This window comes from Pseudomonas sp. FW305-20, assembly GCF_058788075.1.
Genome location: NZ_JBYTAJ010000042.1, coordinates 22,752 through 48,137, shown reverse-complemented (window position 1 = coordinate 48,137; position 25,386 = coordinate 22,752). Strand labels below are relative to the sequence as shown.

At 58.9% G+C, this 25,386-nt stretch carries 19 protein-coding genes; 14 read left to right on the top strand and 5 right to left on the bottom strand.

Features of this window, described 5'->3' with window-relative positions:
* From AC3WP4_RS25645 to AC3WP4_RS25620, 6 genes are all read left to right on the top strand, one after another.
* Positions 1 to 860, top strand: an 860-nt coding sequence (locus AC3WP4_RS25645; RefSeq protein ID WP_173860495.1) for an RHS repeat domain-containing protein, incomplete at its 5' end; no start/stop codon positions are given.
* A gap of 8 nt (positions 861 to 868) precedes the next feature.
* Complete coding sequence (locus tag AC3WP4_RS25640) at positions 869 to 1,279, top strand: hypothetical protein (protein ID WP_076028904.1); 411 nt, start codon at positions 869 to 871, stop codon at positions 1,277 to 1,279.
* A 296-nt stretch (positions 1,280 to 1,575) separates the two neighbouring features.
* Positions 1,576 to 1,773, top strand: a complete 198-nt coding sequence (locus AC3WP4_RS25635; protein WP_076028903.1) for a hypothetical protein — start codon at positions 1,576 to 1,578, stop codon at positions 1,771 to 1,773.
* A complete protein-coding gene (locus AC3WP4_RS25630) occupies positions 1,773 to 2,189 on the top strand; it encodes a hypothetical protein (protein ID WP_076028902.1) in 417 nt (138 codons plus the stop codon). The genes AC3WP4_RS25635 and AC3WP4_RS25630 overlap by 1 nt, the downstream gene beginning before the upstream one ends.
* Positions 2,190 to 2,664: 475 nt before the next feature.
* Entirely contained in the window at positions 2,665 to 2,988 is a 324-nt protein-coding gene (locus tag AC3WP4_RS25625) for a hypothetical protein (RefSeq protein WP_102616445.1), read from the top strand.
* A gap of 309 nt (positions 2,989 to 3,297) precedes the next feature.
* Entirely contained in the window at positions 3,298 to 4,137 is an 840-nt protein-coding gene (locus AC3WP4_RS25620) for a 23S rRNA (adenine(2030)-N(6))-methyltransferase RlmJ (protein ID WP_076028900.1), read from the top strand.
* Between the two features lie 127 nt (positions 4,138 to 4,264).
* Here AC3WP4_RS25620 and msrA read toward each other — a convergent pair whose 3' ends face one another.
* The 5 genes from msrA to aceE form a co-directional block, all read right to left on the bottom strand.
* Entirely contained in the window at positions 4,265 to 4,912 is a 648-nt protein-coding gene (gene msrA / locus AC3WP4_RS25615; RefSeq protein ID WP_074873040.1) for a peptide-methionine (S)-S-oxide reductase MsrA, read from the bottom strand.
* 185 nt (positions 4,913 to 5,097) lie between these two features.
* Entirely contained in the window at positions 5,098 to 7,794 is a 2,697-nt protein-coding gene (locus AC3WP4_RS25610; RefSeq protein ID WP_074873041.1) for a putative bifunctional diguanylate cyclase/phosphodiesterase, read from the bottom strand.
* Positions 7,795 to 8,083: 289 nt separating this feature from the next.
* Positions 8,084 to 9,478, bottom strand: coding sequence for an alkaline phosphatase D family protein (locus tag AC3WP4_RS25605; RefSeq protein ID WP_102616446.1), 1,395 nt, complete (start codon positions 9,476 to 9,478; stop codon positions 8,084 to 8,086).
* Positions 9,479 to 9,961: 483 nt separating this feature from the next.
* Complete coding sequence (gene aceF, locus AC3WP4_RS25600) at positions 9,962 to 11,917, bottom strand: dihydrolipoyllysine-residue acetyltransferase (RefSeq protein WP_102616447.1); 1,956 nt, start codon at positions 11,915 to 11,917, stop codon at positions 9,962 to 9,964.
* An 11-nt stretch (positions 11,918 to 11,928) separates the two neighbouring features.
* Entirely contained in the window at positions 11,929 to 14,574 is a 2,646-nt protein-coding gene (aceE, locus tag AC3WP4_RS25595) for a pyruvate dehydrogenase (acetyl-transferring), homodimeric type (protein WP_074873054.1), read from the bottom strand.
* 383 nt (positions 14,575 to 14,957) lie between these two features.
* Between aceE and glnE the strand changes: the two genes are divergently transcribed.
* The 8 genes from glnE to AC3WP4_RS25555 all read left to right on the top strand — a co-directional run bounded on the left by glnE (position 14,958) and on the right by AC3WP4_RS25555 (position 25,171).
* Positions 14,958 to 17,897 carry a bifunctional [glutamate--ammonia ligase]-adenylyl-L-tyrosine phosphorylase/[glutamate--ammonia-ligase] adenylyltransferase gene (gene glnE, locus AC3WP4_RS25590; RefSeq protein ID WP_102616448.1) on the top strand — a complete coding sequence of 980 codons (2,940 nt, stop codon included), beginning with the start codon at positions 14,958 to 14,960 and terminating at the stop codon, positions 17,895 to 17,897.
* A gap of 315 nt (positions 17,898 to 18,212) precedes the next feature.
* Positions 18,213 to 19,247, top strand: coding sequence for a lipopolysaccharide heptosyltransferase II (gene waaF, locus AC3WP4_RS25585; RefSeq protein ID WP_074873060.1), 1,035 nt, complete (start codon positions 18,213 to 18,215; stop codon positions 19,245 to 19,247).
* A gap of 1 nt (position 19,248) precedes the next feature.
* Entirely contained in the window at positions 19,249 to 20,310 is a 1,062-nt protein-coding gene (gene waaC, locus AC3WP4_RS25580) for a lipopolysaccharide heptosyltransferase I (RefSeq protein WP_074873062.1), read from the top strand.
* On the top strand, positions 20,310 to 21,431 hold the full coding sequence (locus AC3WP4_RS25575) for a glycosyltransferase family 4 protein (RefSeq protein WP_102616449.1): 1,122 nt from the start codon (positions 20,310 to 20,312) through the stop codon (positions 21,429 to 21,431). The genes waaC and AC3WP4_RS25575 overlap by 1 nt, the downstream gene beginning before the upstream one ends.
* The gene (gene rfaP / locus AC3WP4_RS25570; RefSeq protein WP_102616450.1) at positions 21,431 to 22,237 is read left to right on the top strand and encodes a lipopolysaccharide core heptose(I) kinase RfaP; all 807 of its coding nucleotides are present in this window, start codon (positions 21,431 to 21,433) and stop codon (positions 22,235 to 22,237) included. Before AC3WP4_RS25575 ends, rfaP begins: the two co-directional genes overlap by 1 nt.
* Complete coding sequence (locus tag AC3WP4_RS25565) at positions 22,237 to 22,971, top strand: lipopolysaccharide kinase InaA family protein (RefSeq protein WP_102616451.1); 735 nt, start codon at positions 22,237 to 22,239, stop codon at positions 22,969 to 22,971. Before rfaP ends, AC3WP4_RS25565 begins: the two co-directional genes overlap by 1 nt.
* Entirely contained in the window at positions 22,968 to 23,720 is a 753-nt protein-coding gene (locus tag AC3WP4_RS25560) for a lipopolysaccharide kinase InaA family protein (RefSeq protein ID WP_074873074.1), read from the top strand. The genes AC3WP4_RS25565 and AC3WP4_RS25560 overlap by 4 nt, the downstream gene beginning before the upstream one ends.
* Positions 23,720 to 25,171, top strand: a complete 1,452-nt coding sequence (locus tag AC3WP4_RS25555; protein WP_102616452.1) for a lipopolysaccharide kinase InaA family protein — start codon at positions 23,720 to 23,722, stop codon at positions 25,169 to 25,171. The genes AC3WP4_RS25560 and AC3WP4_RS25555 overlap by 1 nt, the downstream gene beginning before the upstream one ends.
* Positions 25,172 to 25,386 lie beyond the last annotated feature (215 nt).

Sequence of the window (25,386 nt, the reverse complement as noted above, 5' to 3'; positions counted from 1 at the left end):
CTTGCCCGTTCTACTACCAACTCGACCACCTTGGCACACCGCAAGAACTCACCGATTACAGCGGCGACATCGTCTGGTCGGCGACGTACAACGCCTACGGCCAAGTCACTCGCCTGGCGTTCGGTGGAGGAGAACAACTCGAGCAGCCGTTGCGCTTTCAAGGGCAGTACTTCGACGCCGAGAGCGGCCTGCATTACAACCGGCATCGGTACTATGATCCGGAGGTGGGCCGGTACCTGACGCCCGATCCGATCAAGTTGGCGGGTGGGCTGAACCAGTACCAGTACACGCCGAATCCGACGGGATGGGTTGATCCGTTGGGGTTGAGCGGGAGTTGTCCGCCGCCTAATAAGCTTGGGTGTGGGGCGCCGGATGATACGACTGGCGCTAGGGTGGATGAGGGTGAGCCGGCGCTGCCGAAGCCCAAGCTGAGTGCTGCGGAGCTTGCCAAGAAAGAAGTTAAAAGATTAAACGACAGTCAAGGCATGCATATGGTTGGAAAACATAGTCCAGCGGTACCAGATGCTAAGTGGAAGCAGCGTGCTATTGATGGTACGGATCCGATAACTGGTAGAAGACCTAGGCACCAACGTGGTAATCCAAGTTCCAGATTTAGCAGTTGGGAGTTGATGCTCGAGGCTTACACTCTTGCAACAACGAGGACTGAGCGAGGGCTGTCTCGATTTACGGGGAAGGACGGAGAGGATAATAACATCGTTAGAATGAGGCTTCCGGGTGCCGGGGAGGGATATATACCAAACACTAGGTCAAAGGAAAATCCAAGGCTTATTAAATTGGACGGTTTTGAAATGAAGTTTGATGATGCTGGCGTTCCTTTTACGTTATATCCGATCAAGTGAGGAAGATTATGTTTATTGATCCTGATACTCAGCAGCCATATATACCTACACCTTCATATTTTTTGGGCTGCTTCGATATTTATGATCGTGAAGAAACACTTGGAGAGGAGTTGGAGAAATTTAATCCGAATGACCCGTCGGACAGAGAGGAGCTAATACTCAAGTATTGTCTGGTTAGAAATCGTACCTATCGACACCGCTTTTTACTTTACAAGTGTTTGGAAAAGGCGCTTGAGGATAAAAACTACGACTTTCAGTCGCTTTTTAAGTACGACCCAGAGGCGTACTCCTCATTTCCCTGTGGGTGGGATGAAATGGAAAATACGAGAGCTTTTTTTGAAGATATTTATCGTTTGGCAACTATCGAGTGGAAAGAGGATTTTCAAAAGGCCAATCTTGAAGACCCAGCGAGTTGGTAAAGAGTTTTAGTGATTTTTTAGTTTAGTTGCTTCTGGCCCGTATTCTATTGTGTTCAGTTATGGTCGGCTTTTGAAAAATGATGTTATTAATACCTATTAAAAAATTGATTTCTACACTGCGAACTATGTATAAGAATTGGGCGAATGGTTCGGGTCCTGCTGTTCAGCAACAAACCACTAGCTGCGAACTTCATGGTGAGAGCGAAAGGTGGAGAGCCGTTCCGAGCTCTAAGTTTATAAGCTATAGAGCGCAGCTGAATGCTTATAATGAAGCGATGACAAGGGAGACTAGAAAAATGTCTCGTTTTACTGGGGAGGATAGTAAAGGAAATTTGTTAGTAAGAATGGAGGCTGAAAACGTAGGTCAGGGATATGAGCCTAATCCTTTAGATCCAACAAATCCGCGTTTCATTCCTCAGATGAATGCCTTTGAGATGAAATTCGACTTTGAGACACTGCAGCCTATAGCGCTTTATCCGATAGAGAAAATCTAATGCTGATGCATCCGTATCTGAATGCTCCATACAACCCAAGCCTAGGGCATTTTCTCGGCGGGTTCGATATATATGATCGCGAGGAGAGTCTTGGGGTTGAGTTGTCGGCGTACGATCCTGATTGTCCTTCAGATAGAGAGTTCTTAATATCTCGGTTTATTGTCAAGCGTTTCGCTGCGTTGAGTTATCGGCACAAATTTGTTTTGTTTTTTGTGTTGGGAGAGGCTCTTGATGGTGACTCAAGTGTTTTTTCTGAGATTTTGGAACATGATCCGATGTCCCCCTCCTTGCTCCCTCCTGGGTGGAACGAAATGAAAAATCCGCGGGCGTTTTTTGAAGATGTGTACCTCAAGTTATCCGAAGCGTGGGTTGATGATCTGTATAAAGCGAGTCAGGAGGATTTTTCAACTTGGTGAGGGTAGTACTTAACCGAGAGATAAATTTAATGCTTGGCTGTAGTGTTTGAGAATTATTGTCAATAATAAGTGAGTGTTTTCTCGGCTTTTTAATTTGTTGGTGCTTGCTTATTTGACCATGCACGATGTGAAGGGTAGCGAATTTTCTGGGCAAGATCGTCGGAAGTTTCCTTCAACTCGTAGCGGTTTCCATGAACTGGTGCGAAGTGAGCTCCATGGATAGTCTTTGGCTGTCGCTGCAAATGCAGTGGCAGGGTGTAGGAACCCTTGGAAATTCACCGCGCGTCAACGCTGTCGTTTGATTGCGGCACTTTATTTGTGTCCGTAAGATCGTTCGCGGCGGCTGTGCGTGGGACACGCTTCGGCGTGGCTGAGTTTGGTGGATCCTCAGTTTCCTACTCCCGCGCACGGCTGCCACCCAAGCCCGTAGGAAAGGCCGTTGGTAGCTTGAATTTATCCACCAAGGTCTCAAAAAATGAAAACACTTCATCCCGATCCCCCCTATGAAAAACCAACCCCCCATCCCCAAAGCCGCTTCATGGTACTCACCAGCAATTGCGACGACATGCCGACCCTGTTCGTCGACACCCAAGCGCCGCGGGATGTTTTGTATGACGCTGCCAACTTCCGAATTCGTGCCGTCACCCAAGTGATGGAGAACTTGTCCATGCGCGGTTCGATCGAGTGTCAGTCCTTCCTTCTCAGTGATTTTGCTTTGCTCTGTGCCATTCCGTTGCGGGATGGGTGTGATGTGCTGGATGTGTTGGGACGACGATTGAAGGCTCGGTCTTCGGAGTAGCGCCGGGGGTTTTCGCTGATGCTGTTCAGTTAAGTTGATACGCACGTTTTTGTAGCAGCTGGCGAAGCCTGCATTCGGCTGCGCAGCAGTCGTAAAATCAGAGCTTGCGGTGTTTCAGGTGCACCGTGCAGGCAGGGTTTACGACTGCTGCGCAGCCGAACGCAGGCTTCGCCAGCTGCTACAGATCGTGTTACGGCCTAGCTGAGGTGTGTTTTCCCCTTTATGCGTGCTGCAACTGTCCGCTCGGCTGTGAGGCCCTGACGTCCAGCCCCGTACAAGGTAAACTTCCCGCCCTTCGCAGGAGCAGCCATGAATTATCGTCACGCCTTCCATGCCGGCAATCACGCCGATGTGTTCAAACACCTGACTTTGACCCGCATCATCGCTTTGATGTCGCGCAAGGAGCAGCCGTTTGCCTATCTCGACACTCACGCCGGCATTGGTCTGTATGACCTGCAGGGCGATCAGGCGAGCCGTACCGGTGAATACCTGGAAGGTATTGCGCGTTTGTGGGATCAGCCGGATCTGCCGGCGTTGACCGCTGATTACATGAAGGTGCTGCACGAGATGAACCCGGATGGCCAGTTGCGCTATTACCCGGGGTCGCCGGAGTTGGCGCGGCGGCTGACGCGGCCGCAGGATCGGGTGATGCTCAACGAGAAGCACCCGGAAGATGGTGTGTTGCTCAAGGACAACATGGCTGGCGACCGTCGGGTCAAGGTGCATCTGGGCGAAGGCTGGCATGTGCCGCGTGCGATGTTGCCGGTGCAGGAGAAGCGGGCGGTGATGTTGATCGATCCGCCGTTCGAGCAGCTGGATGAGATGCAGCGCTGTGCGGCGTCGCTGAAAGAGGCGATTGGCCGGATGCGCCAAACCGTGGCGGCGATCTGGTACCCGGTGAAGGACCAGCGCCTGTTGCGGCGTTTTTATCAGGACTTGGCGGGTACGGGCGCACCGAAGTTGTTGCGGGTCGAGTTGCTGGTGCATCCGCTGGATACGCCGAACAGCCTGAACGGTTCGGGGCTGGCGATTGCGAATCCGCCGTGGGGGCTGGAAGAGGAATTGCGTGAGTTGCTGCCGTGGTTGTCCAAGAAGTTGGGGCAGACCCAGGGTGGTTGGCAGATGGATTGGTTGATTGCTGAAAGTTGACCAGTGATCGTTCCCACGCTCTGCGTGGGAATGCCTCAACGGACGCTCCGCTTCCACTTCGGTAGGGACGCGGAGCGTCCCGGGCTGCATTCCCACGCAGAGCGTGGGAACGATCAGGGCCCGAAAGTCAGATCGGGCAAGTCACGCCGGTACCGCCAATCCCGCAATACCCTTCAGGGTTTTTCGCCAGGTATTGCTGGTGGTACGCCTCGGCAAAGTAGAACGTCGGGGCTTCTTCGATTTCAGTGGTGATGGTGCCTTTGCCAGCCTTGGTCAGCTCAGCCTGGAACACTTGCTTGCTGTGTTCGGCCGCCGCCAGTTGAGCAGGGTTGGTGGCGTAGATCACCGAGCGGTACTGAGTACCGATGTCATTGCCCTGGCGCATGCCCTGAGTCGGGTTGTGCAATTCCCAGAACATTTTCAGCAGCTCTTCATAGCTGACTTTTGCCGGCTCGTAGACCACCAGTACCACTTCGCTGTGGCCGGTCAGGCCCGAGCAGACTTCTTCATACGTCGGGTTCGGCGTAAAGCCGCCGGCATAACCCACCGCCGTACTGACCACACCTTCGCGCTGCCAGAACTTGCGCTCTGCGCCCCAGAAGCAGCCGAGGCCGAAGATCGCGAAATCCACGTCCATCGCGAATGGGCCCAGCAGCGGGGCGTCGTGGACGAAGTGTTTTTCCGGCACGGTCATTGGGGTTTCACGGCCGGGCAGAGCTTGTTCTTTAGTCGGGAGCACGTTTTTGTTCACCAGGATTTCCGAGCGCAGAACCATGATCAGTCCTCTCAGTCAGGTTTGAATGTAAATACACAGACCGCCAGTGTGCCCAATGATGCCAAGTTAATCACTAGTCAAAATGTGGGAATGAGCCTGCTCGCGATGGCGTCGTGGCAGTCTGCATCGTTGTCGCTGATACACCGCTATCGCGAGCAGGCTCACTCCCACAGGGTGCTGTTGTGTTACAGCGATAGCGGGCCACGCGGGTAGCGTTTGAGCTTTTCGATCAGCTCTACGCCGGGGATCGGTCGGTCGAACAGGTAACCCTGGCCGACGTCGCAGCGGTGGCGGCGCAGGAAAGCCAACTGCTCGGCGGTCTCGATGCCTTCAGCCACGACCTTGAGTTTCAGGTTGTGGGCCATGGCAATCACCGCGGAGGTGATTTCCATGTCGTCCTGGTTGTCCGGGATTTCGTGGATGAAGCTGCGATCGATCTTGATGATGTCGATCGGGAATTTTTTCAGGTAGCTGAGCGATGAGTAACCGGTGCCGAAGTCATCCATGGCCAAGGTCAGGCCCAGGCGCTTGAGCTGATCGAGCTGCAAGTGGGTGTCTTCGGTGGCTTCCAGCAGCAGGCCTTCGGTGAGTTCGAGTTCCAGCAGGTTTGCCGGTAGCGCTTCTTCCTTGAGGATGTTGGCGATGGACGATACCAGGTCCGGATCGGAGAACTGCTTGGGCGACAGGTTGATGGCCACCTGAAGATTGCCCAGGCCTGCGGCGGTCAGGTCTTTGCTCATGCGGCAGGCCTGGCGGGCGATCCATTTGCCAATCGGAATGATCAGGCCGGTTTCTTCGGCGACGCTGATGAACTGGTCCGGGCGGATCATGCCTTTTTCCGGATGGTTCCAGCGCAGCAGCGCTTCCATCCCCAGCAGGCGACCGCTGCGCAGGCAGAGCTTGGGCTGGTAGAACACGTCCAGCTCGTTCTGGGTCAGGGCGCGGCGCAGGTTGTTTTCGACGAACAGTTTGTAGCTCGCTTCGGCGTTCAGCGCTTCGGTGAACACCTGGACCTGATGTTTGCCGTTGGCCTTGGCCTTGTGCAGGGCGAGGCCGGCGTTGCGCATCAGGGTTTGCGGATCGCGGCCGTGCAACGGCGCGCAGGCCAGGCCTACGGAGCCGGTGACGCTGATCAGCTGGTTGTCGACGAACATCGGCTTGTCGAGGGTCGCCAGCAGTTGATTGGCAATCTGTTGACCCGCACGCAGGTCGGTGTCGTCCAGCAGCACGGCGAATTCGTTACTGGCGAACCGCGCCAGGCTGCCGCTCGGGCTCAGGCTGTTGCGCAGACGCCGGGCCAGGCTGATCAGCAGTTTGTCGCCGGTCTGGTGGCCGAGGCTGTCGTTGATCCGCTTGAAGTTGTCGATGTCCACCAGCAACAAGCTGATCGGTGTATCGCTGTCTCGGGCGAAACGTTCGTCGAGGTTGCGGATAAAGGAGGGGCGGTTGCCGAGGTTGGTCAGGTTGTCGGTGTAAGCCAGACGCTCGATGCGCTGCTGAGCGAGCTTGGTCTGGGTGATGTCTTCATAGATGCCGATGTAATGCGTCAGCTCGCGGTTGTCGCCGTAAACCTTGGAAATCGACAACTGGCCCCAGTAGGGTTCGAGGTTTTTACGGCGGCTTTTGAACTCACCCTGCCAGCTGTTGCTCTTGGCCAGCGCCGAGGGCGCGTCGAACAGCAACTCGCTGAGGTTTTCCAGTGCCGGCAGTTCCGACAGCCGCTGGCCGTGGACTTCTTCGGTGGTGTACTGGGTGATCGCCGTGAAGCTGGGGTTGACGTATTCCACCACGCCATCGCAATTGACCAGCAAAAAGGCGTTGGCGCTTTGCTCTACCGCACGCTGGAACAGGTGCAGGGCGCTGGTAGCAGTGCGGCGGTTGTGGTTGTTGATGACTTGGGCGAACTGATCCGCCAACTCTCCGGCGAACGCAATTTCGTCCGATTGCCAGGCGCGGGGCGTACCGGTCTGTTCCAGGCAGAGTACGCCGACCACTTGGCCATCGACGCGAATGCTGGCGTCGAGCATCGCATTCACATCGCGCGGACGCATGTGTTCGGCCATTTGCCGGGTACGCGGGTCGCGCATGGCGTTGTGGGCGTCGATGGCGCGGCCGGTCTGCAAGGCATCCAGGTAATCAGGGAAGAGACTGACGTCCATCGGCTCCGGCAGCAGGTATTCCTGGCTGGCGCGGTGATAGGCCGAAATCGGCACGAGCTGTGAACCTTCGAGGTTCCACAGGCTGGCGCAGTCGATTTCGTAAATGTCACAGGCGCTGCGAGTGATCAGTTCGGCGGCTTCTTTCAGGGAGTTGTTACTGCTATAGCGCTGGCGGGTCAGCAGCAGGATCAAGTCTTGCTGGGCGCGCACCCGGTCCAGGTGCAGAAGCTGTTCCTGCTGGGCGCGCTGATTGAGTTCCAGGGCGATTTGCAGGCGGGAGTTCTGGGTTTCCAGGTCCAGGGCCGGCAGCAGTTGCTCACCCTCGAACAAGCCGTCGATTACCAACAGGTAGCCGCGTAGCAGGTGTCGATTGTGTTGTTTGTAGGCTTCGCCCAGTTCTAGCAGGTTCAAGGAACCTGCGGCGGTGTGCAGTGTGTAGCGGATCAGGTAATGCGGGCTTTCGGTGAGTTGTTGCTGAACCGCGTCATGCAGCTGATAGCGCGCTTCGGGCTCCATCAGGCTGGCGTAGGGCGAGCCGACCAGAGCACAGAGCTCCACAGCCGGCAGGCCGAACTGTCGTTCGCAATTGGGATCGAGAAACAGCAGCGCCCAGCTCGCTTCATTCAGCCGTTCGAAACGCAGCATGCCGAGCCGCGAGGGCACAGGCAACTGCGTCACTACCTCGGCCACCATACGGCTGGCGGCATCGGGTTGGCTCTTCATATGGAGGGGAACTCACTTCGAATAGGCTGATCGCGCCGGGCTTCCGCCCTCTGTACTGTTAACTGCGGCAAGGTTGCATCATTGCGACAGTGACTGACAAGAGACATGAAGGCCAAGTGCTATAAGAATATGTCGGCAGGAGAGAGGATTTCTCCAATGGATGGCTAAAAGTAATCGTTTGGAGCACTGTGGCGAGCGAGCTTGCTCGCGCTGGGTTGCGCAGCGGCCCAAAAATCTTGTGAGCGCTGCGCACTCAAGCGGGAGCAAGCTCCCTCGCCACAGGTTTGGTTTAACGCAAAGGAATGCCTACCGATTGCAGCAGCTGGCCGTCCCGGTCGTGATAGTTGACCTGAACCTTCTCCTGATCAACGACCAGATGGGCAAAGTTGTCCTGGCTGACCACCTGGCTGGTCAGTTCATGCTGATAGTCGCCAGCGGCTGTTCGCGCCAATGGTTGGCCGAGGATGAAAGTGGATGCCTTGGCATACGGCAGCAGTTTGCTGTTGCACAAAGGCGAGGAGACGATAGTGTGCACCGCGAAGTCCGGGTCTTCGCTGTGGGTCAGGCGACTGGTCAGGGAGCCATGGACATCGCCGGACACGAAGAAGACGTTCTTTATTCGGTGCGTACGAATGGTCTCCAGCAGTCGTAGCCGTTGTTCCGGGAAAGCTTTCCAGGCGTCATCACCGTGAAGCTTGCGGTCGGGGTAGAACATTACGCTGGTGACCACGAACTTGACCCTGGCCGGGCTGTGAATCAACCATTTGCACAAGGCTTGTTCCTGCTCTTCGTCAAGGATGCGTCGATCATTGGCCGACAGGTTGCGTCGGGTTCGACTGTCAGTGACAAACCATTCGATATCGCCTTCGGCGAATTGATACCAATAGTGTTGCAGTTGCTTGTTTACTTGCCCGCTGGCAAGAAGTTCATGTGTGGGGCTATGACTGGCTTGATACAACTCATACGCCGCGATGGCATTTTTGTATAAGTAGGCATCTGCCTTACTTTCGTTGGCGGGCCAGTTGTCTTCGATTTCATGATCGTCGAGGATCATGTAAGTCGGGACGCCGGACATTAATTTTGCAATATTGGGTTGGGAAAAAGCTGCACGGTACTTACTGAGTATTGCCTTGTATTCCCGGTCGGGAGCAATGACGTTCAGGTCATCGACATAGATTTGATCGCCGGTCATCAACATGGCGCTGATGGGCGGTTCGGCCTGCTGCGCCAGATGGGTGATCGAGGCGAAAATCCTGTCGCCCAGATACGGTGCAGACGGGATGCCAGCGGTCATGCGCAGGTAGCGACAGGAACCGACGATATAGGCCCGTGGAATCGCGGCCTTGCTGGATAGTGTGCGAAACCGGTAGATGACGCGCGGCCATTGCAGCGGCAGTTCCTGAACCGTTTCCACGGTATGCACCGGGCTCATGGGGCTGAACCAGCCTGCCTGGTATTCGTACTCGGTGTCGGTGGCAAGTTCGTTGAGTGCAATTACGTCGGACATATCCCGCAAGATCGTCAACTTTGCAAATACACCTTGGGACCAGCGCTCTTCGCCTGTTCGTCGATAACGAATGCCTGCAAATACTGGTGCAGTGTTTTGAAGTTCGCCGCGCAAGAAAATGCGGACGTGGTTAGTTGTTGTGTGGCCAATAATAGGGCCGACAGTTGGTTTGAACATGTTCGAATCCATTCGAAGTAATGCTAACTAAGCAGATTAAGTTGTAGAAGAATCTATTGGGGGGCTACCAACTAAGATTAGTTATTGGCTTGCGAAAAATATCGGGCGGAAGTGGACTCGAGTTGTAGGCGGCGTAAGCCGTGAATGTAGGAATAAAACTCGGGAGAGGGCCCAATGCCAGTCAGTTCAGCCCTAATGCGGCCTGTAGCAGCTGCCGAGCCTGCGAGGCTGCGTTCGGCGGCGTAGCCGTCGTGAAACCGGCTAACGCGGTCTACCTGATGCACCGCAAGTTCTGATCTGACGACTGCTTCGCAGCCGAACGCAGCCTCGCAAGCTCGACAGCTGCTACCTGGAATGCTGAATGGGGATGGTTTTCTTGAGGGCAAAAAAAGCCCCGCCAAACTGGCGGGGTTGAGGTACGAGCGTGGCGCTCGGAAAACGTGGAACGCGACGGGCCCTCCGATGAAGGAGGGCCGATCGGTGTTACAGCAGGATCGTGCGGATGTCCGCCAGCAGATCGCTCAGACGCTTGGTGAAGCGTGCAGCAGCGGCGCCGTTGATCACACGGTGATCGTAGGACAGCGACAGCGGCAGCATCAGTTTCGGCTGGAAGGCTTTGCCGTCCCAGACTGGCTGGATGGTTGCCTTGGAAACACCGAGGATCGCCACTTCCGGCGCGTTGACGATCGGCGTGAAGCCGGTGCCGCCAATGTGGCCGAGGCTGGAAATGGTGAAGCAGGCGCCTTGCATGTCGTCAGCGGTGAGCTTTTTGTCGCGGGCTTTGGCGGCCAGCACGGCGGCTTCGGCTGCCAGTTGCAACAGGCTCTTCTGGTCGACGTTCTTGATGACCGGTACCAGCAGGCCTTCAGGGGTGTCGACGGCGAAGCCGATGTTCACGTACTTCTTGCGGATGATCGCCTTGCCGCTTGGTGCCAGCGAACTGTTGAAGTCCGGCAGTTCCTTGAGCAGGTGCGCGCAGGATTTGAGCAGCAGCGGCAGGATGGTCAGCTTGACGCCAGCCTTCTCTGCAACGGCTTTCTGAGCGATACGGAACGCTTCCAGGTCGGTGATATCAGCCGAATCGAACTGAGTCACGTGCGGAATGTTCAGCCAGCTGCGGTGCAGGCTCGACGCGCCGATCTGCATCAGGCGGGTCATCGGCACTTCCTCGGTCTCACCGAAGCGGCTGAAGTCCACGACCGGAATCGGCGGGATGCCCGCGCCGCCGGTTGCGCCAGCAGCAGCGGCCGGTGCTTCCTTGGCTTTCTGCATCATGGCTTTGACGTAAACCTGCACGTCTTCTTTCAGGATGCGACCGTGCGGACCACTGGCGCCAACAGCGTTCAGCTCGACGCCGAACTCGCGAGCCAGTTGGCGTACTGCCGGGCCCGCGTGAACCTTGGCGCCTGGCTTGGCCGGTGCAGCAGCTGGTGCTGCCGGTGCCGGAGCAGCAGGAGCAGCGGCGGCTGGAGCTGGAGCACTAGGAGCAGCAGCGGCGGTTGCCGGGGCAGCAGCAGGCGCAGCGCCTTTGACTTTCAGCTTGAGGATCAGGTCGCCGGTACCGACTTCGTCATCCAGCTTGACCGAAACGCTTTCCACCACGCCAGCGGCAGGCGATGGGATTTCCATGCTGGCCTTGTCGGATTCCAGGGTGATCAGCGACTGGTCGGCGGTGACGGTGTCGCCAGCCTTGACCAGGACTTCGATGATCTTGGCCTTGCCCGACGAACCGATGTCCGGGACATGAATGTCCTGAACGCTGTCGGCAACCGGTGCAGCAGGCGCGGCGGCTGGAGCAGCAGCGGCGGCCGGAGCAGGCGCAGCAGCCTGGGCTGGCGCGGCAGCAGCAGGGGCCGCAGCACCCGCCACTTCCAGGTCCAGAATCAGGTCGCCAGTGCCGACTTCGTCGTTGAGCTTGACGCTGATGCTCTTGACCACGCCAGCGGCAGGCGATGGGATTTCCATGCTGGCCTTGTCGGATTCCAGGGTGATCAGCGACTGATCAGCCGCGACGGTGTCGCCGACCTTGACCTGGATCTCGATGATCTGGGCCTTGCCCGACGAACCGATGTCCGGCACGTGCACTTGCTGGACGCTGGCGGCAGCCGGAGCTGCGGCTGGCGCGGCAGCTGCCGGAGCAGCAGCCGGTTTCGCTTCAGCCTTTGGCGCCTGCGCAGCGGCAGCCGCAGGGGCCGCAGCAGCGGCACCTTCGACTTCCAGCTCCAGCAGTTCGTCGCCTTCTTTCAGGCGATCGCCCAGCTTCACTTTGATGCTTTTGACGATGCCGGCCTTGGGCGCAGGAATTTCCATGCTCGCCTTGTCCGACTCAAGCGTCAGGATGCTCTGGTCGGCTTCCACACGGTCGCCGACCTTCACAAATAGTTCGATTACTTCACCTTCACCGCTGCCGATGTCAGGTACGCGAATGAGTTCGCTCACAGAGTGTCTCCTCAGCAGTCCAGTGGGTTGCGTTTTTCCGGGTTGATCCCGAACTTGGCGATGGCTTCAGCCACCACTTTAGGCTCGATATCACCACGGTCAGCCAAGGCTTCCAGGGCTGCCAACACCACGAAATGACGGTCGACTTCGAAGAAGTGACGCAGCTTCTTGCGGCTGTCACTGCGGCCGAAACCGTCGGTGCCCAGGACTTTGAATTCCTTGGACGGGACCCACTGACGAATTTGCTCAGCGAACAGCTTCATGTAGTCGGTAGACGCGATGACCGGACCTTGACGGCCGTTCAGGCACTCTTCGACATAGCTCAGTTTAGGCTTCTGACCCGGGTGCAGACGGTTGCTGCGCTCTACGGCCAGGCCATCGCGACGCAGTTCGTTGAAGCTGGTAACGCTCCACACGTCAGCGCCGACGTTGAACTGTTCACGCAGGATTTTCGCCGCTTCGCGAACTTCACGCAGGATGGTGCCGGAGCCCATCAGCTGAACGTGGTGCGCCGCTTCGCGGGTGTCTTCCTCGAGCAGGTACATGCCCTTGATGATGCCTTCCTCGACACCGGCCGGCATGGCTGGCTGCTGGTAGGACTCGTTCATCACGGTGATGTAGTAGAAAACGTCCTGCTGCTCTTCGGTCATTTTCTTCATGCCGTCCTGGATGATCACCGCCAGCTCGTAGCCGTAGGTTGGATCAAAGGTGCGGCAGTTCGGGATGGTGGCAGCCAGGATGTGGCTGTGACCGTCTTCGTGTTGCAGGCCTTCGCCGTTCAGCGTGGTCCGGCCGGCGGTGCCGCCGATCAGGAAGCCACGGGTGCGGCTGTCGCCAGCGGCCCAGGCGAGGTCGCCGATACGCTGGAAGCCGAACATCGAGTAGAAGATGTAGAACGGCAGCATTGGCTGGTTATGGCTGGAGTACGAAGTACCGGCTGCGATGAAGGAGCTCATGGCGCCCGCTTCGTTGATGCCTTCTTCGAGGATCTGGCCCTTCTTGTCTTCCTTGTAGAACATCACCTGGTCTTTATCGACTGGCTCGTAGAGCTGGCCGACGGAGGAGTAGATGCCCAACTGACGGAACATGCCTTCCATACCGAAGGTACGGGCTTCGTCCGGGATGATCGGAACGATGCGCGAACCGATTTCCTTGTCCTTGACCAGCTGCGCGAGGATCCGCACGAAAGCCATGGTGGTGGAGATTTCACGGTCGCCCGAGCCGTCCAGGATTGCCTTGAGGGTATCCAGTGGTGGCGTCGGGATGTCGAAGCTCTTGGCGCGGCGCTGTGGCACGAAACCGCCCAGTGCAGTGCGGCGCTCGCTCAGGTAGCGGGCTTCGGCGCTGTTTGGCTCTGGCTTGAAGAACGGCAGGTTTTCCAGCTCTTCGTCTTTTACCGGGATGTCGAAACGATCGCGGAACAGCTTCAGGCTTTCAACATCCACTTTCTTGGTGTTGTGCGCGGTGTTCTTCGCTTCGCCGGCACCGGTGCCATAACCTTTGATGGTCTTGGCCAGGATGACGGTCGGTTGTTCTTTGTGGTTGACCGCTTCGTGGTACGCCGCGTAGACCTTGTACGGGTCGTGGCCGCCACGGTTGAGTTTCCAGATCTCGTCGTCGGACAAGTCTTCAACCATCGCCTTGAGTTCTGGCGAGTTGAAGAAGTGTTCACGCACGAACGCGCCATCTTTGGCTTTGTAGTTCTGGTACTCGCCGTCGATGACTTCGTCCATGCGGCGTTGCAGGATGCCGTCGACGTCTTTGGCCAACAGTGGATCCCAGAAGCGGCCCCAGATGACTTTGGTCACGTTCCACTGAGCACCGCGGAACACGCCTTCGAGTTCCTGGATGATCTTGCCGTTGCCGCGAACCGGGCCATCAAGGCGCTGCAGGTTGCAGTTGATAACGAAGATCAGGTTGTCTAGCTTTTCGCGGCCAGCCAGCGAGATCGCGCCCAGGGATTCCGGCTCGTCGCACTCGCCGTCGCCCAGGAAGCACCAGACTTTTTGCTTGCCTTCCGGGATGAAACCACGGGCTTCCAGGTACTTCATGAAGCGTGCCTGGTAGATCGCCTGGATCGGGCCCAGACCCATGGATACGGTAGGGAACTGCCAGAAATCAGGCATCAGCCAAGGGTGCGGATAGGACGACAGGCCCTGACCGTCCACTTCCTGGCGGAAGTTGTTCATCTGGTCTTCGGTGATGCGGCCTTCCATGAATGCGCGGGCGTAAACGCCTGGCGAGGTGTGGCCCTGGAAGTAGATCAGGTCGCCGCCGTGTTCGTCGGTCGGGGCCTGGAAGAAGTAGTTGAAGCCGATGTCATACAGGGTTGCGCTGGAGGCGAAGCTGGAGATGTGACCGCCCAGGTCAGAATCTTTCAGGTTCGTACGCATCACCATGGCCATCGCGTTCCAGCGTACCAACGAGCGAATGCGGCGTTCCATGAACAGGTCGCCAGGCATGCGTGCTTCGTGGGTAACGGGGATCGTGTTGCGGTATGGCGTGGTGATGGCGTAAGGCAATTGCGAACCGCTACGGGTTGCGAGTTCGCCCATACGGGTCATCAGATAGTGAGCGCGGTCTTCGCCTTCTTTGTCGAGAACCGATTCCAGGGCGTCCAGCCATTCCTGGGTTTCGACGGGATCGAGGTCTTGCATGGCTTGCTCCAGGGCGGAAAGGCTTCCAGAATCGGTTGCCTGAGTTTGCGACTGGCCTTGTGGGCAGACGATATAAATTCTTGGATTGCCGAGAGGTTGTTCCGGCGGCGTGTAGTTTTACTACAAATCATCGGGCATTTCAGCCTTTCGAATGTATATACGAGTAGTAAAACTACAGATGAGCGGCTTGTGGCCTCCAGCTGCGTTGTGAGAATAATCGTTAAGGTTGGTCTTTTGCCAACCAGAAAAGGTGAAAGCTTGATGCTGTCTGCCAAAAATAAAGAAATTTCAGCTATTTCTAACCTTTGTTCGACAGTCGATCAGGTAGTGCATTCTCGCGAATCACTACATGCAGCCCTCTACACGCCGATCAAGGATAGACCATGAGCCTCCCTTCGCTTGCCGAACTGCCCGGCATCCTCCTGCCGTTTATCACCCGTGCCGAACAGTCGTTCCGCACGGCCGTCGCCGGCCTCGACGACGACCATGGCCTGGCCGGCTGGACGCCTGAACGCTGGGCGCAATTCGCCCGCGTCACCGCTGCCAGCGACTTCGTGATTGAACAAAGTGTCCGCGACCCGTTGATGTTGCTGGAACTGGTGCAGTCCGGTGAGCTGGATCGAAGCTTTGCGCCCGGCGAGTTGTGCGCACAGATTGCGGCCGCGGTGAATGCAGCGGACACCGACGATGAGCTCGGTCGCGCCCTGCGCCGTCAGCGTAGCCGTCATCAGGTGCGGATCATCTGGCGCGACCTGACACGTCAGTGCGATCTAATCCAGACCTGCCGCGACCTCTCGGACATGGCCGATGCCAGCATCGATCAGGCCTATCAGTGGTTGTACTCGCGGCACTGCCAGCAGTTCGGCGTGCCGACTGGCCGGCGCAGCGGCGAGCCACAGCAAATGGTCATTCTCGGCATGGGCAAGCTCGGTGCGGTGGAGCTCAACCTGTCGTCGGACATCGACCTGATCTTCGCCTATCCCGAGGGGGGCGAAACCGTCGGCGTCAAACGCTCGCTGGATAACCAGGAATTTTTTATTCGTCTCGGCCAGCGCCTGATCAAGGCCCTGGACCCGATGACCGTCGACGGTTTTGTATTCCGCGTCGACATGCGCCTGCGGCCTTACGGTTCGGCCGGCGCATTGGTGTTGAGCTTCAACGCGCTGGAGCAGTATTACCAGGATCAGGGCCGCGACTGGGAACGCTACGCGATGATCAAGTCGCGGGTGGTGGCTGGCGATCAAGTGGCCGGCGCGCAATTGCAAGAGATGCTGCGGCCGTTCGTTTACCGGCGATACCTCGACTTCTCTGCGATCGAAGCGCTGCGCACCATGAAGCAGCTGATCCAGCAGGAAGTGCGGCGCAAGGGCATGGCCGACAACATCAAACTCGGTTCCGGTGGTATTCGTGAAGTCGAATTTATCGCCCAGGCCTTCCAGCTGATCCACGGCGGCCGCGACCTGAGCTTGCAGCAGCGGCCTCTATTAAAAGTACTGAGCACGCTGGAAGGTCAGGGTTACTTGCCGCCAGCGGTGGTCAGCGAACTGCGCGAAGGCTACGAATTCCTGCGGTACACCGAGCATGCGATCCAGGCGATTGCCGACCGCCAGACCCAAATGCTGCCGGACGGCGCGCAGGATCAGGCGCGCATCGCTTTTATGTTGGGCTTCGCCGATTGGGCCGCTTTCCACGAACAGCTTATGTATTGGCGTGGCCGCGTGGCCTGGCACTTTGGTCAGGTGATCGCCGATCCCGACGAAGAGGAAGGCACCGAAAGCGAAGTGGTGGTCGGCGGCGAATGGCTGCCGCTGTGGGAAGAGGCTCAGGATGAAGAGGCCGCTTGCCGTCAGTTGCAAGAGGGCGGTTTCGCTGATGCCACCAAAGCTTTGAAAGCGTTGGCCGGTTTGCGCGGCAGTCCGCAATTGCGCGCGATGCAGCGCTTGGGTCGCGAGCGCCTCGATGCCTTTATTCCGCGGTTGCTGGCGCAGGCCGTGGAGCACGCCAATCCGGATCTGGTGCTGGAAAGAGTCTTGCCGCTGGTGGAAGCTGTGGCCCGTCGTTCCGCGTACCTGGTGTTGCTGACCGAAAACCCCGGCGCGCTGCGACGTTTGTTGACCCTGTGCGCCGCGAGCCCGTGGATCGCTGAACAGATCACCCGCTTCCCGCTGCTGCTCGACGAATTGCTCAACGAAGGCCGGCTGTTCAAGCCGCCGCTGGCACCGGAATTGGCCGCCGAGTTGCGCGAGCGTTTGACGCGGATTCCCGAAGACGACCTCGAACAGCAAATGGAAGCCCTGCGACATTTCAAACTGGCGCACCGCTTGCGCGTCGCCGCTTCGGAAATCGCTGGCAGCCTACCGTTGATGAAAGTCAGCGATTACCTGACCTGGCTCGCCGAAGCGATCCTCGAGCAAGTGCTGGCCCTGGCCTGGCGCCAGACCGTGGCCAAGTACGGTACGCCGCTGCGTACCGACGGCACTTTGTGCGATCCCGGCTTCATCATTGTCGGTTACGGGAAAGTCGGCGGCCTGGAATTGGGGCATGGTTCCGACCTGGACCTGGTGTTCATCCACGATGGCGATCCGCAGGCGGAAACCGACGGGCCGAAACCTATCGACGGCGCGCAATTTTTCACCCGGCTGGGGCAGCGGATCATTCACTTGCTCACGGCCCAGACCAACTCCGGTCAGCTGTATGAAGTGGACATGCGACTGCGGCCGTCCGGCGCGTCGGGGTTGCTGGTGAGTTCGCTCGGAGCGTTTGCCCGGTATCAGGAAAATGAAGCCTGGACCTGGGAACACCAGGCGTTGGTGCGGGCGCGGGTATTGGTGGGCAGCCCGGACGTCGGCCAGGCATTCGAGAAAGTCCGCGCGGCGGTATTGGGCAAGCCGCGTGACCTGGCGACGTTGCGCCAAGAGGTCAGCGAGATGCGCGCCAAAATGCGCGATAACCTTGGCAGCAAGAGTACTGCGGCGGGCACCGGGGCAAATGCCTTCGAGGCCACGGCGCCGTTCGATCTCAAGCAGGACGCCGGAGGTATCGTCGATATTGAATTTATGGTGCAATACGCGGCCCTGGCGTGGTCCGAATCGCACCCGCCATTGCTGCGCTGGACTGACAACATCCGCATTCTGGAAGGGCTGGAGGAGGAAGGGCTGATGCCCGCCGAAGACGCCAGCCTGTTGCGCGAGGCCTATAAAGCCTATCGTTCAGCCGCTCACCGGCAGGCCTTGCAGAAGGACGCCGGGGTGATACCGGGCGACCAGTTCGTGGACGAAAGGCGGCAGGTAGTGCGGATCTGGCGCGAGCTGGGGCTAAGCTGAGCAGGCGACGAGATTCAAATGTGGGAGCGGGTTTTTGTGGCGAGGGAGCTTGCTCCCGCTGGAGTGCGAAGCGCTCCCAAATCAGCTTGTGCAGTCTGTCATGAGAATGCAGTGGCAAATTTTGGGGCTGCTGCGCAGCCCAGCGGGAGCAAGCTCCCTCGCCACAGAGGTTTATGCTGACTGACATGAATGTGTATTAAATTGATCCGACGAGCCCCAATCAGCTCGTCCAAATGACCTGACGGTTCACCCCGCAGGTGCTGGATTATCGAGGCGGGGGGGCGTATGCCTCCCCGGTTCGTTTATGGAAACCACATGAAAATTCTGATCGTTGGGCCCAGTTGGGTCGGTGACATGGTGATGGCGCAGACACTGTTTCAGTGCCTCAAGCAGCGCCACCCGCAATGCGAAATCGACGTGCTGGCCCCCGAGTGGAGCCGGCCGATTCTTGAGCGCATGCCCGAAGTACGCCAGGCCTTGAGCTTTCCGCTCGGTCACGGTGCTTTGGAGTTGGCGACGCGTCGGCGCATCGGCAAATCCCTGGCCGGCCAGTACGACCAGGCGATCCTGCTGCCCAATTCCCTGAAGTCGGCATTGGTGCCGTTCTTCGCCGGCATCCCGAAACGCACCGGCTGGCGTGGCGAATTCCGCTACGGCCTGCTCAATGACGTGCGCACGCTGGACAAAGAACGTTACCCGCTGATGATCGAACGCTTCATGGCCCTGGCTTACGAGCCGGGTTCCGAACTGCCGACCCCGTATCCACGGCCGAGCCTGCAGATTGACCCGGTCACTCGCGAAGCGGCATTGGCCAAGTTCGGCCTGGCTCTCGACCGTCCGGTGTTGGTGCTGTGCCCCGGCGCCGAGTTTGGCGAGGCCAAGCGCTGGCCGTCCGAGCACTATGCCAAGGTCGCCGAAGCGAAAATCCGCGAAGGCTGGCAAGTCTGGCTGTTCGGTTCGAAGAACGATCACGCCGTCGGCGAAGACATCCGCTCGCGGCTGATTCCCGGTTTGCGTGAAGAGTCGGTGAACCTCAGCGGCGGCACTTCCCTGGCCGAAGCCATCGACCTGATGTCCTGCGCCGACGCGGTGGTGTCCAACGACTCCGGCCTGATGCACGTCGCCGCTGCGTTGAATCGCCCGTTGGTGGCGATTTACGGCTCGACATCGCCGGGTTTCACGCCGCCATTGGCCGAGCACGTCGAGATCGTGCGCCTGGGCATCGAATGCAGCCCCTGCTTCGATCGCACGTGTCGTTTCGGTCATTACAACTGCCTGCGCCAACTCATGCCGCAAGCGGTGAACGAAGCCTTGCAGCGTTTGCAGGGCACTGTGGTCGAGGTCAAATAGTTTGCGGGTACTGCTGATCAAGACTTCTTCGCTGGGCGACGTGATTCACGCGTTGCCGGCGCTGACCGACGCGGCACGGGCGATCCCCGGCATCCAGTTCGACTGGGTGGTGGAAGAGGGCTTCGCCGAAATCCCGACCTGGCACCCGGCCGTGGGCAAGGTGATTCCGGTGGCGATCCGTCGCTGGCGCAAAAACATCTGGCAGACCATCAAGAGTGGCGAATGGAAACGCTTCAAGCAAAGCGTTCGCGCCAACAAATATGATTTGGTGATCGATGCCCAGGGCCTGCTCAAAAGCGCCTTGCTGACCCGATACGCCAAAGCCCCGGTGGCCGGGCTGGATAAAAACTCGGCCCGCGAGCCGATTGCCGCCCGCTTCTATTCCCGGCGTCTGGCCGTGGCCCGTGGGCAACACGCGGTAGAGCGAGTGCGTCAGCTGTTCGCCGTGGCCCTGGGTTACGACCTGCCAAAAGGCTTGGGCGATTACGGCCTGAACATCGAGCGACTGGTGGAGCTGCCGCGCAAGAATCCATACGTGGTATTCCTGCACGGCACCACGTGGGACACCAAACACTGGCCTGAAGCCTACTGGCGCGAGTTGGCAGAGCGTGTCGGCTATCTCGGTGTCGCGGTGAAGCTGCCGTGGGGTAATCCGATCGAGAAAGCCCGGGCCGAGCGCATCGCCAAAGACATGCGGCACGTCGAAGTGCTGCCCAAGCTGAACCTGGCGGGTGTCGGCAAAGTGCTGGCCGGCGCGCAAGCCTGCGTGGCGGTGGACACCGGTCTCGGTCACCTCGCCGCAGCGCTGGACGTGCCGACGCTGTCGCTGTTCGGCCCGACCAACCCGGGCCTGACCGGCGCCTACGGTAAAGCGCAGATCCACATGGCCAGCGATTTCCCCTGTGCGCCGTGTATGCAAAAGAAATGTACGTATCAACCGACGGCCGAAGATGCCCGTCAGTTTGACCTTAAGCGCGAGTGGCCCCTGTGCTTCACGCGTCTGAATCCCGAGCGTGTCGCGACCCGACTGAGCACGTTGTTACTGGCTGAGGAGCTGCGCTGATGCAATTGGCATTCGTCTTGTACAAGTACTTTCCATTCGGGGGCTTGCAGCGCGATTTCATGCGTATCGCCCTGGAATGTCAGCAGCGCGGCCATCAGATTCGGGTCTACACGCTGATCTGGGAAGGCGACATTCCACCGGGCTTCGAAGTGTTGGTGGCGCCGGTCAAGGCGTTCTTCAATCATCGTCGCAACGAAAAACTCACCGAGTGGATGGAAGCGGATCTGGCCAAGCGTCCGGTGGACCGCCTGATCGGTTTCAACAAGATGCCCGGCCTGGACGTCTACTACGCCGCCGACGGCTGCTTCGAAGACAAGGCGCAGAACCTGCGCAACTCGCTGTACCGCCGTTGGGGCCGCTACCGGCACTTCGCCGAGTACGAGCGCGCGGTGTTCGCCAAGGACGCCAAGACCGAAGTGCTGATTATTTCCGAAGTCCAGCAGCCGCTGTTCATCAAGCATTACGACACGCCGCTTGAGCGCTTCCATCTGCTGCCGCCGGGTATCTCTCAGGACCGTCGTGCACCGGCCAATGCCGCCGAGATCCGTGCCGAATTCCGTCGCGAATTCAACCTGAAAGAGGACGATTTGCTGCTGGTGCAAATCGGCTCCGGGTTCAAGACCAAAGGCGTGGATCGCAGCCTCAAGGCGCTGGCCGCATTGCCCGCCGATCTGAAGAAACGCACCCGGCTGTTTGTAATTGGCCAGGACGACCCCAAATTGTTCCAGATGCAGAGCGCCACACTGGGGCTCGGCGATAACGTGACGTTCCTCAAGGGTCGCAGCGACATCCCGCGTTTTCTGCTCGGCGCCGATCTGTTGATTCACCCGGCGTACAACGAAAACACCGGGACTGTGTTGCTCGAAGCCCTGGTGGCCGGGTTGCCGGTGCTGGTGAGCGCGGTGTGTGGTTACGCCCATTACATCGCCGAGGCCGACGCCGGTCTGGTGCTGGACGAGCCTTTCGATCAGGCGCAGCTGACGCAATACCTGACCGGCATGTTGAATGACGAAAATGCACGGGCGGCCTGGAGCCGCAACGGTCTGGCCTTCGCCGCGACGGCCGACCTCTACAGCATGCCGCAGCACGCGGCCGATGTGATTCTGGCGGAGCACGCTTAATGAAGTTGATGCTGGCTGAACCGTTCAAGAGCCTCTGGGCCGGACGCGACCCGTTCGCCGAAGTCGAGAGCCTCCGGGGCGAGGTATACCGCGAACTTGAAGCGCGCCGGACCCTGCGTACCGAAGTCAACGGCAGTGGTTTTTTCGTGAAGATCCACCGTGGCATTGGCTGGGGCGAAATCTTCAAGAACCTGCTCACCGCCAAGTTGCCGGTGCTCGGTGCCGGCCAGGAATGGAAGGCCATCCAGCGCCTGCAAGAAGTCGGTGTGCCGACCATGACCGCCGTGGCTTACGGCGAGAAGGGCAGCAACCCGGCGGACCAGCATTCGTTCATCATCACCGAAGAGCTGGCGCCCACTGTCAGCCTCGAAGACTTCAGCATTGACTGGGCCAAGCACTCGCCCGAGCCAAGACTCAAGCGAGCGCTGATCGCCGAAGTCGCGCGCATGACCGGGATGATGCACCGGGCCGGGGTCAACCATCGCGACTGCTACATCTGCCACTTTCTGCTGCACACCGACAAACCGGTGACGGCCGACGATTTCAGGCTCTCGGTGATCGACCTGCACCGCGCCCAGACCCGCCCGACGATTACCCGGCGCTGGCGCAACAAGGACCTGGCGGCGCTGTATTTTTCGGCGCTGGACATTGGCCTGACCCGCCGCGACAAATTGCGTTTCCTCAAGGGCTATTTTCAGCGGCCCCTGCGCCAGATCCTGGGTGACGAGGCCGGGTTGCTCGCCTGGCTCGAAGGCAAGGCCAACAAACTCTACGACCGTAAACAGCGATACGGGGATGCGCTCTGATGGCGGGTTGGACACTGGAGCCTGAGTACAGCGATCTGGCAGAAGATTTCGGCAGCCTTGAGGCCGTGTTTTCGCTTCAGGGCGAGCGCTTGACCCGCGACCCGTTGTCCGAGGTCATTCGCGTCCAGCGCAATGGCGTCAACTATTACGTCAAACGCTACGTGGGTGCGGGCAAAGGCCTGCGCCGTTACCTGGGCAAGCCTCGGGTGAAGGCCGAGTGGCAGAACCTCAAGCGCTTCGCCAAGTGGGGCATTCCTACCGCTGAAGTGGTGGCCTGGGGCCTGGAGCGTCGCGGTGCGGCGTACGATCGCGGGGCGATGATCACCCGTGAACTGCCCAATACCGAAGACTTGTCGGCGCTGGCCGAGCGGCGTGATCCGAAACTGGCGGACCGCGCCTGGGTCGACAATGTCAGCCGGCAGCTGGCGGTTTATACCCGGACCATGCACGACCACCGCTTCACCCATAACGATTTGAAGTGGCGCAACCTGCTGATCGACAATGAGCCCCGGCTGTTTTTGATCGACTGCCCCAACGGCGATTTCTGGCGCGGCTTCTGGCTCAAATACCGGATCACCAAGGACCTGGCCTGTCTGGACAAGGTCGCCAAGTATCAGTTGTCGGCTACCCAGCGCCTGCGCTTTTATCTGCAATACCGCCAGTGTGATCGGCTGAATGCCGCCGACAAAAAACGGATTCGGCACGTGGTGAGATTTTTCGAGGGACGCGAATGACTGATTTTCTGGCCGCTGAAGACCGTGCGCTGCTTGAGCGTCACGGCCTCGGCACCTTCGATGCACTCTGGGCCAAGCAGCTCGACGCTGTGGACGAGCCCAACACCGCTCGCGGCGGCTGGAGCAGCGTGTTTCGGCTGAATCTGGAAGGTCACGGCTACTACCTCAAGCGCCAGAGCAACTACCAGATGCGCACCTTGCATGCGCCCTTTGGCGAGCCGAGCTTTGCCCGTGAATTTCGCAATATCAGTCGCTATGAAAAGCTCGGAATTCCAGCATTGAAAGCGGCGTTTTTCGGTGAGCGTAAAGTCGACGGCGAAGTTCGGGCGATTCTGCTGACCCGTGCCCTGGACGGTTGGGATGACCTGGATTCGCTGTTGCAGCGCTGGTCGGACCTGAGTTCGGCGCAGCATTCGGCCATTCTTCAGGCCTGTGGCCTATTGGCCCGGCGCCTGCACGGCGCGCGTCAGGTTCACGGTTGCTTCTACCCCAAGCACATTTTTCTCCAGGCCACTGGCGATGGTTACCTGGCCCAACTGATCGACCTGGAAAAGACCCGGCCGTTGCTGTTTGGCCTGCGTGATCGGGCCAAAGACCTGGAGCCGTTGCTGCGTCGGGCGCCTGAGTGGAGCGAAGCGCAGTTGCGTGAGCTGCTGGCCGCCTATCTGGATCAATCGCAAGACAGTTCGTTGATCGACGCCTGGCTTGCGCGCCTGATCGCGCGGCGCACTCATAAGGAGACGCGCTGATGCGTTTGTCTGAGCTGAAAAACGCAGGACGCAGCCCGCGCCTGCCGCTGAACATTCCACTGGCCGATGCTGCCGGCCCTGCCGAGTTGCAGCTGCTGAGTCTGCTGCGGGTGTTGCCGGGGCAGCGTTATGTCGGTGCCGGCGTCTGGCGCGGGCGCCCGGTGTTGGCCAAGTTATTGGTCGGCAGCAAAGCGGCGCGGCATTTCCAGCGTGAACTGGACGGCGTGCGGTTGCTGGCGGCTCAGGGGTTGACCACGCCGTTGTTGCTGGCGGATGGCCTGAAGGACGGCGAGGGCGGTTGGCTGCTGTTCGAGTTCATCGAGGGCGCCGAAAGCCTCGGTGAAACCTGGAAACAGGTCGAGCATTTGCCGGTGCTGGCGGATATGCAAGGGGCTGTGCTGGCCGAGGCGTTGGGCGCCATCGGCCAAATGCATCGCAAGGGGCTCTGGCAGGAAGACCTGCACCTGGACAACCTTTTGCGCCAGCGCGGCCGGTTGTATTTGATCGATGGCGGCGGCGTCTGCTCCGAAACCCCTGGCCAGCCGCTCTCGCGACAGAAAGTCCTGGAAAACCTCGGGGTGTTTTTCGCCCAATTGCCCAAGACGCTGGAGCCTTTCACCGAAGAGCTGCTGGTGTATTACCTGCTGAGCAACGGCGAGCATGCCTTGCCGATGGAAGCGTTGCAGAAGCAGATCAACAAGGTGCGCAGCTGGCGCCTGAAGGACTTCCTGATCAAGGTCGGCCGCGACTGCACGCTGTTCAGTGTCCAGCGCGGAGCGTTCGGCTTGCGGGCGATTCGCCGCGAGGAAGAAGCGGCGATGCTGCCGGTACTGGCCCAGGCCGATGTGTTGCTCGATCAGGGCCATTTGTACAAGACCGGCGGCGCGGCGAGCGTCGGCAAGGTCGAGGTGGGCGGCCGCACGCTGGTAATCAAGCGCTACAACATCAAAGGTTTTGCCCATTGGCTCAAACGCTTCTGGCGCCCGAGCCGTGCCTGGCACTCCTGGCGCGAAGGCAATCGCCTGGCGTTTCTCGGCATCGCCACGCCCAAGCCGTTGGCGTTGCTGGAGAAACGTTTTCTCTGGCTGCGCAGTCGGGCTTATCTGGTGACCGAGTATTTGCCGGGGCCGGACATCATCGAGCGCTTTGCGCCTTATGTTGAAAGCGGTGAGGCACCGGAAGCCGAGTTGTTGGCGCTGGATCATTTGTTTGCCGAGCTGATTGGCGAGCGGATCAGTCACGGGGATTTCAAGGGGCATAACCTGTTCTGGCAGGACGATCGCTGGGCGCTGATCGATCTGGATTCGATGTGTCAGCATGCCTCGCTCAACAGCTTCGCCCCGGCGTATGCGCGGGATCGGGCGCGGTTCATGCGTAACTGGCCTGAGAGCAGCGCGCTGTATCAGATCATCGATCAGCGTCTTCCCAAAGATATCTCTAGCGCTGCCTGAATCGGACCTTCGGTCCTATCGCGAGCAGGCTCGCTCTCACACTGGATCTCCGGCGACACAGATCCCCTGTAGGAGCGAGCCTGCTCGCGATGGGGCCAGAACAGTCCCCCGAGATTAAGGGACAGGTTCTTATGAAATGTCCTACATGATCTGCAGAACCCGTGAACTGTGCCCTGAATAGCCGCAATGCTAGTTTGCCTGACGTTCACGGAGGG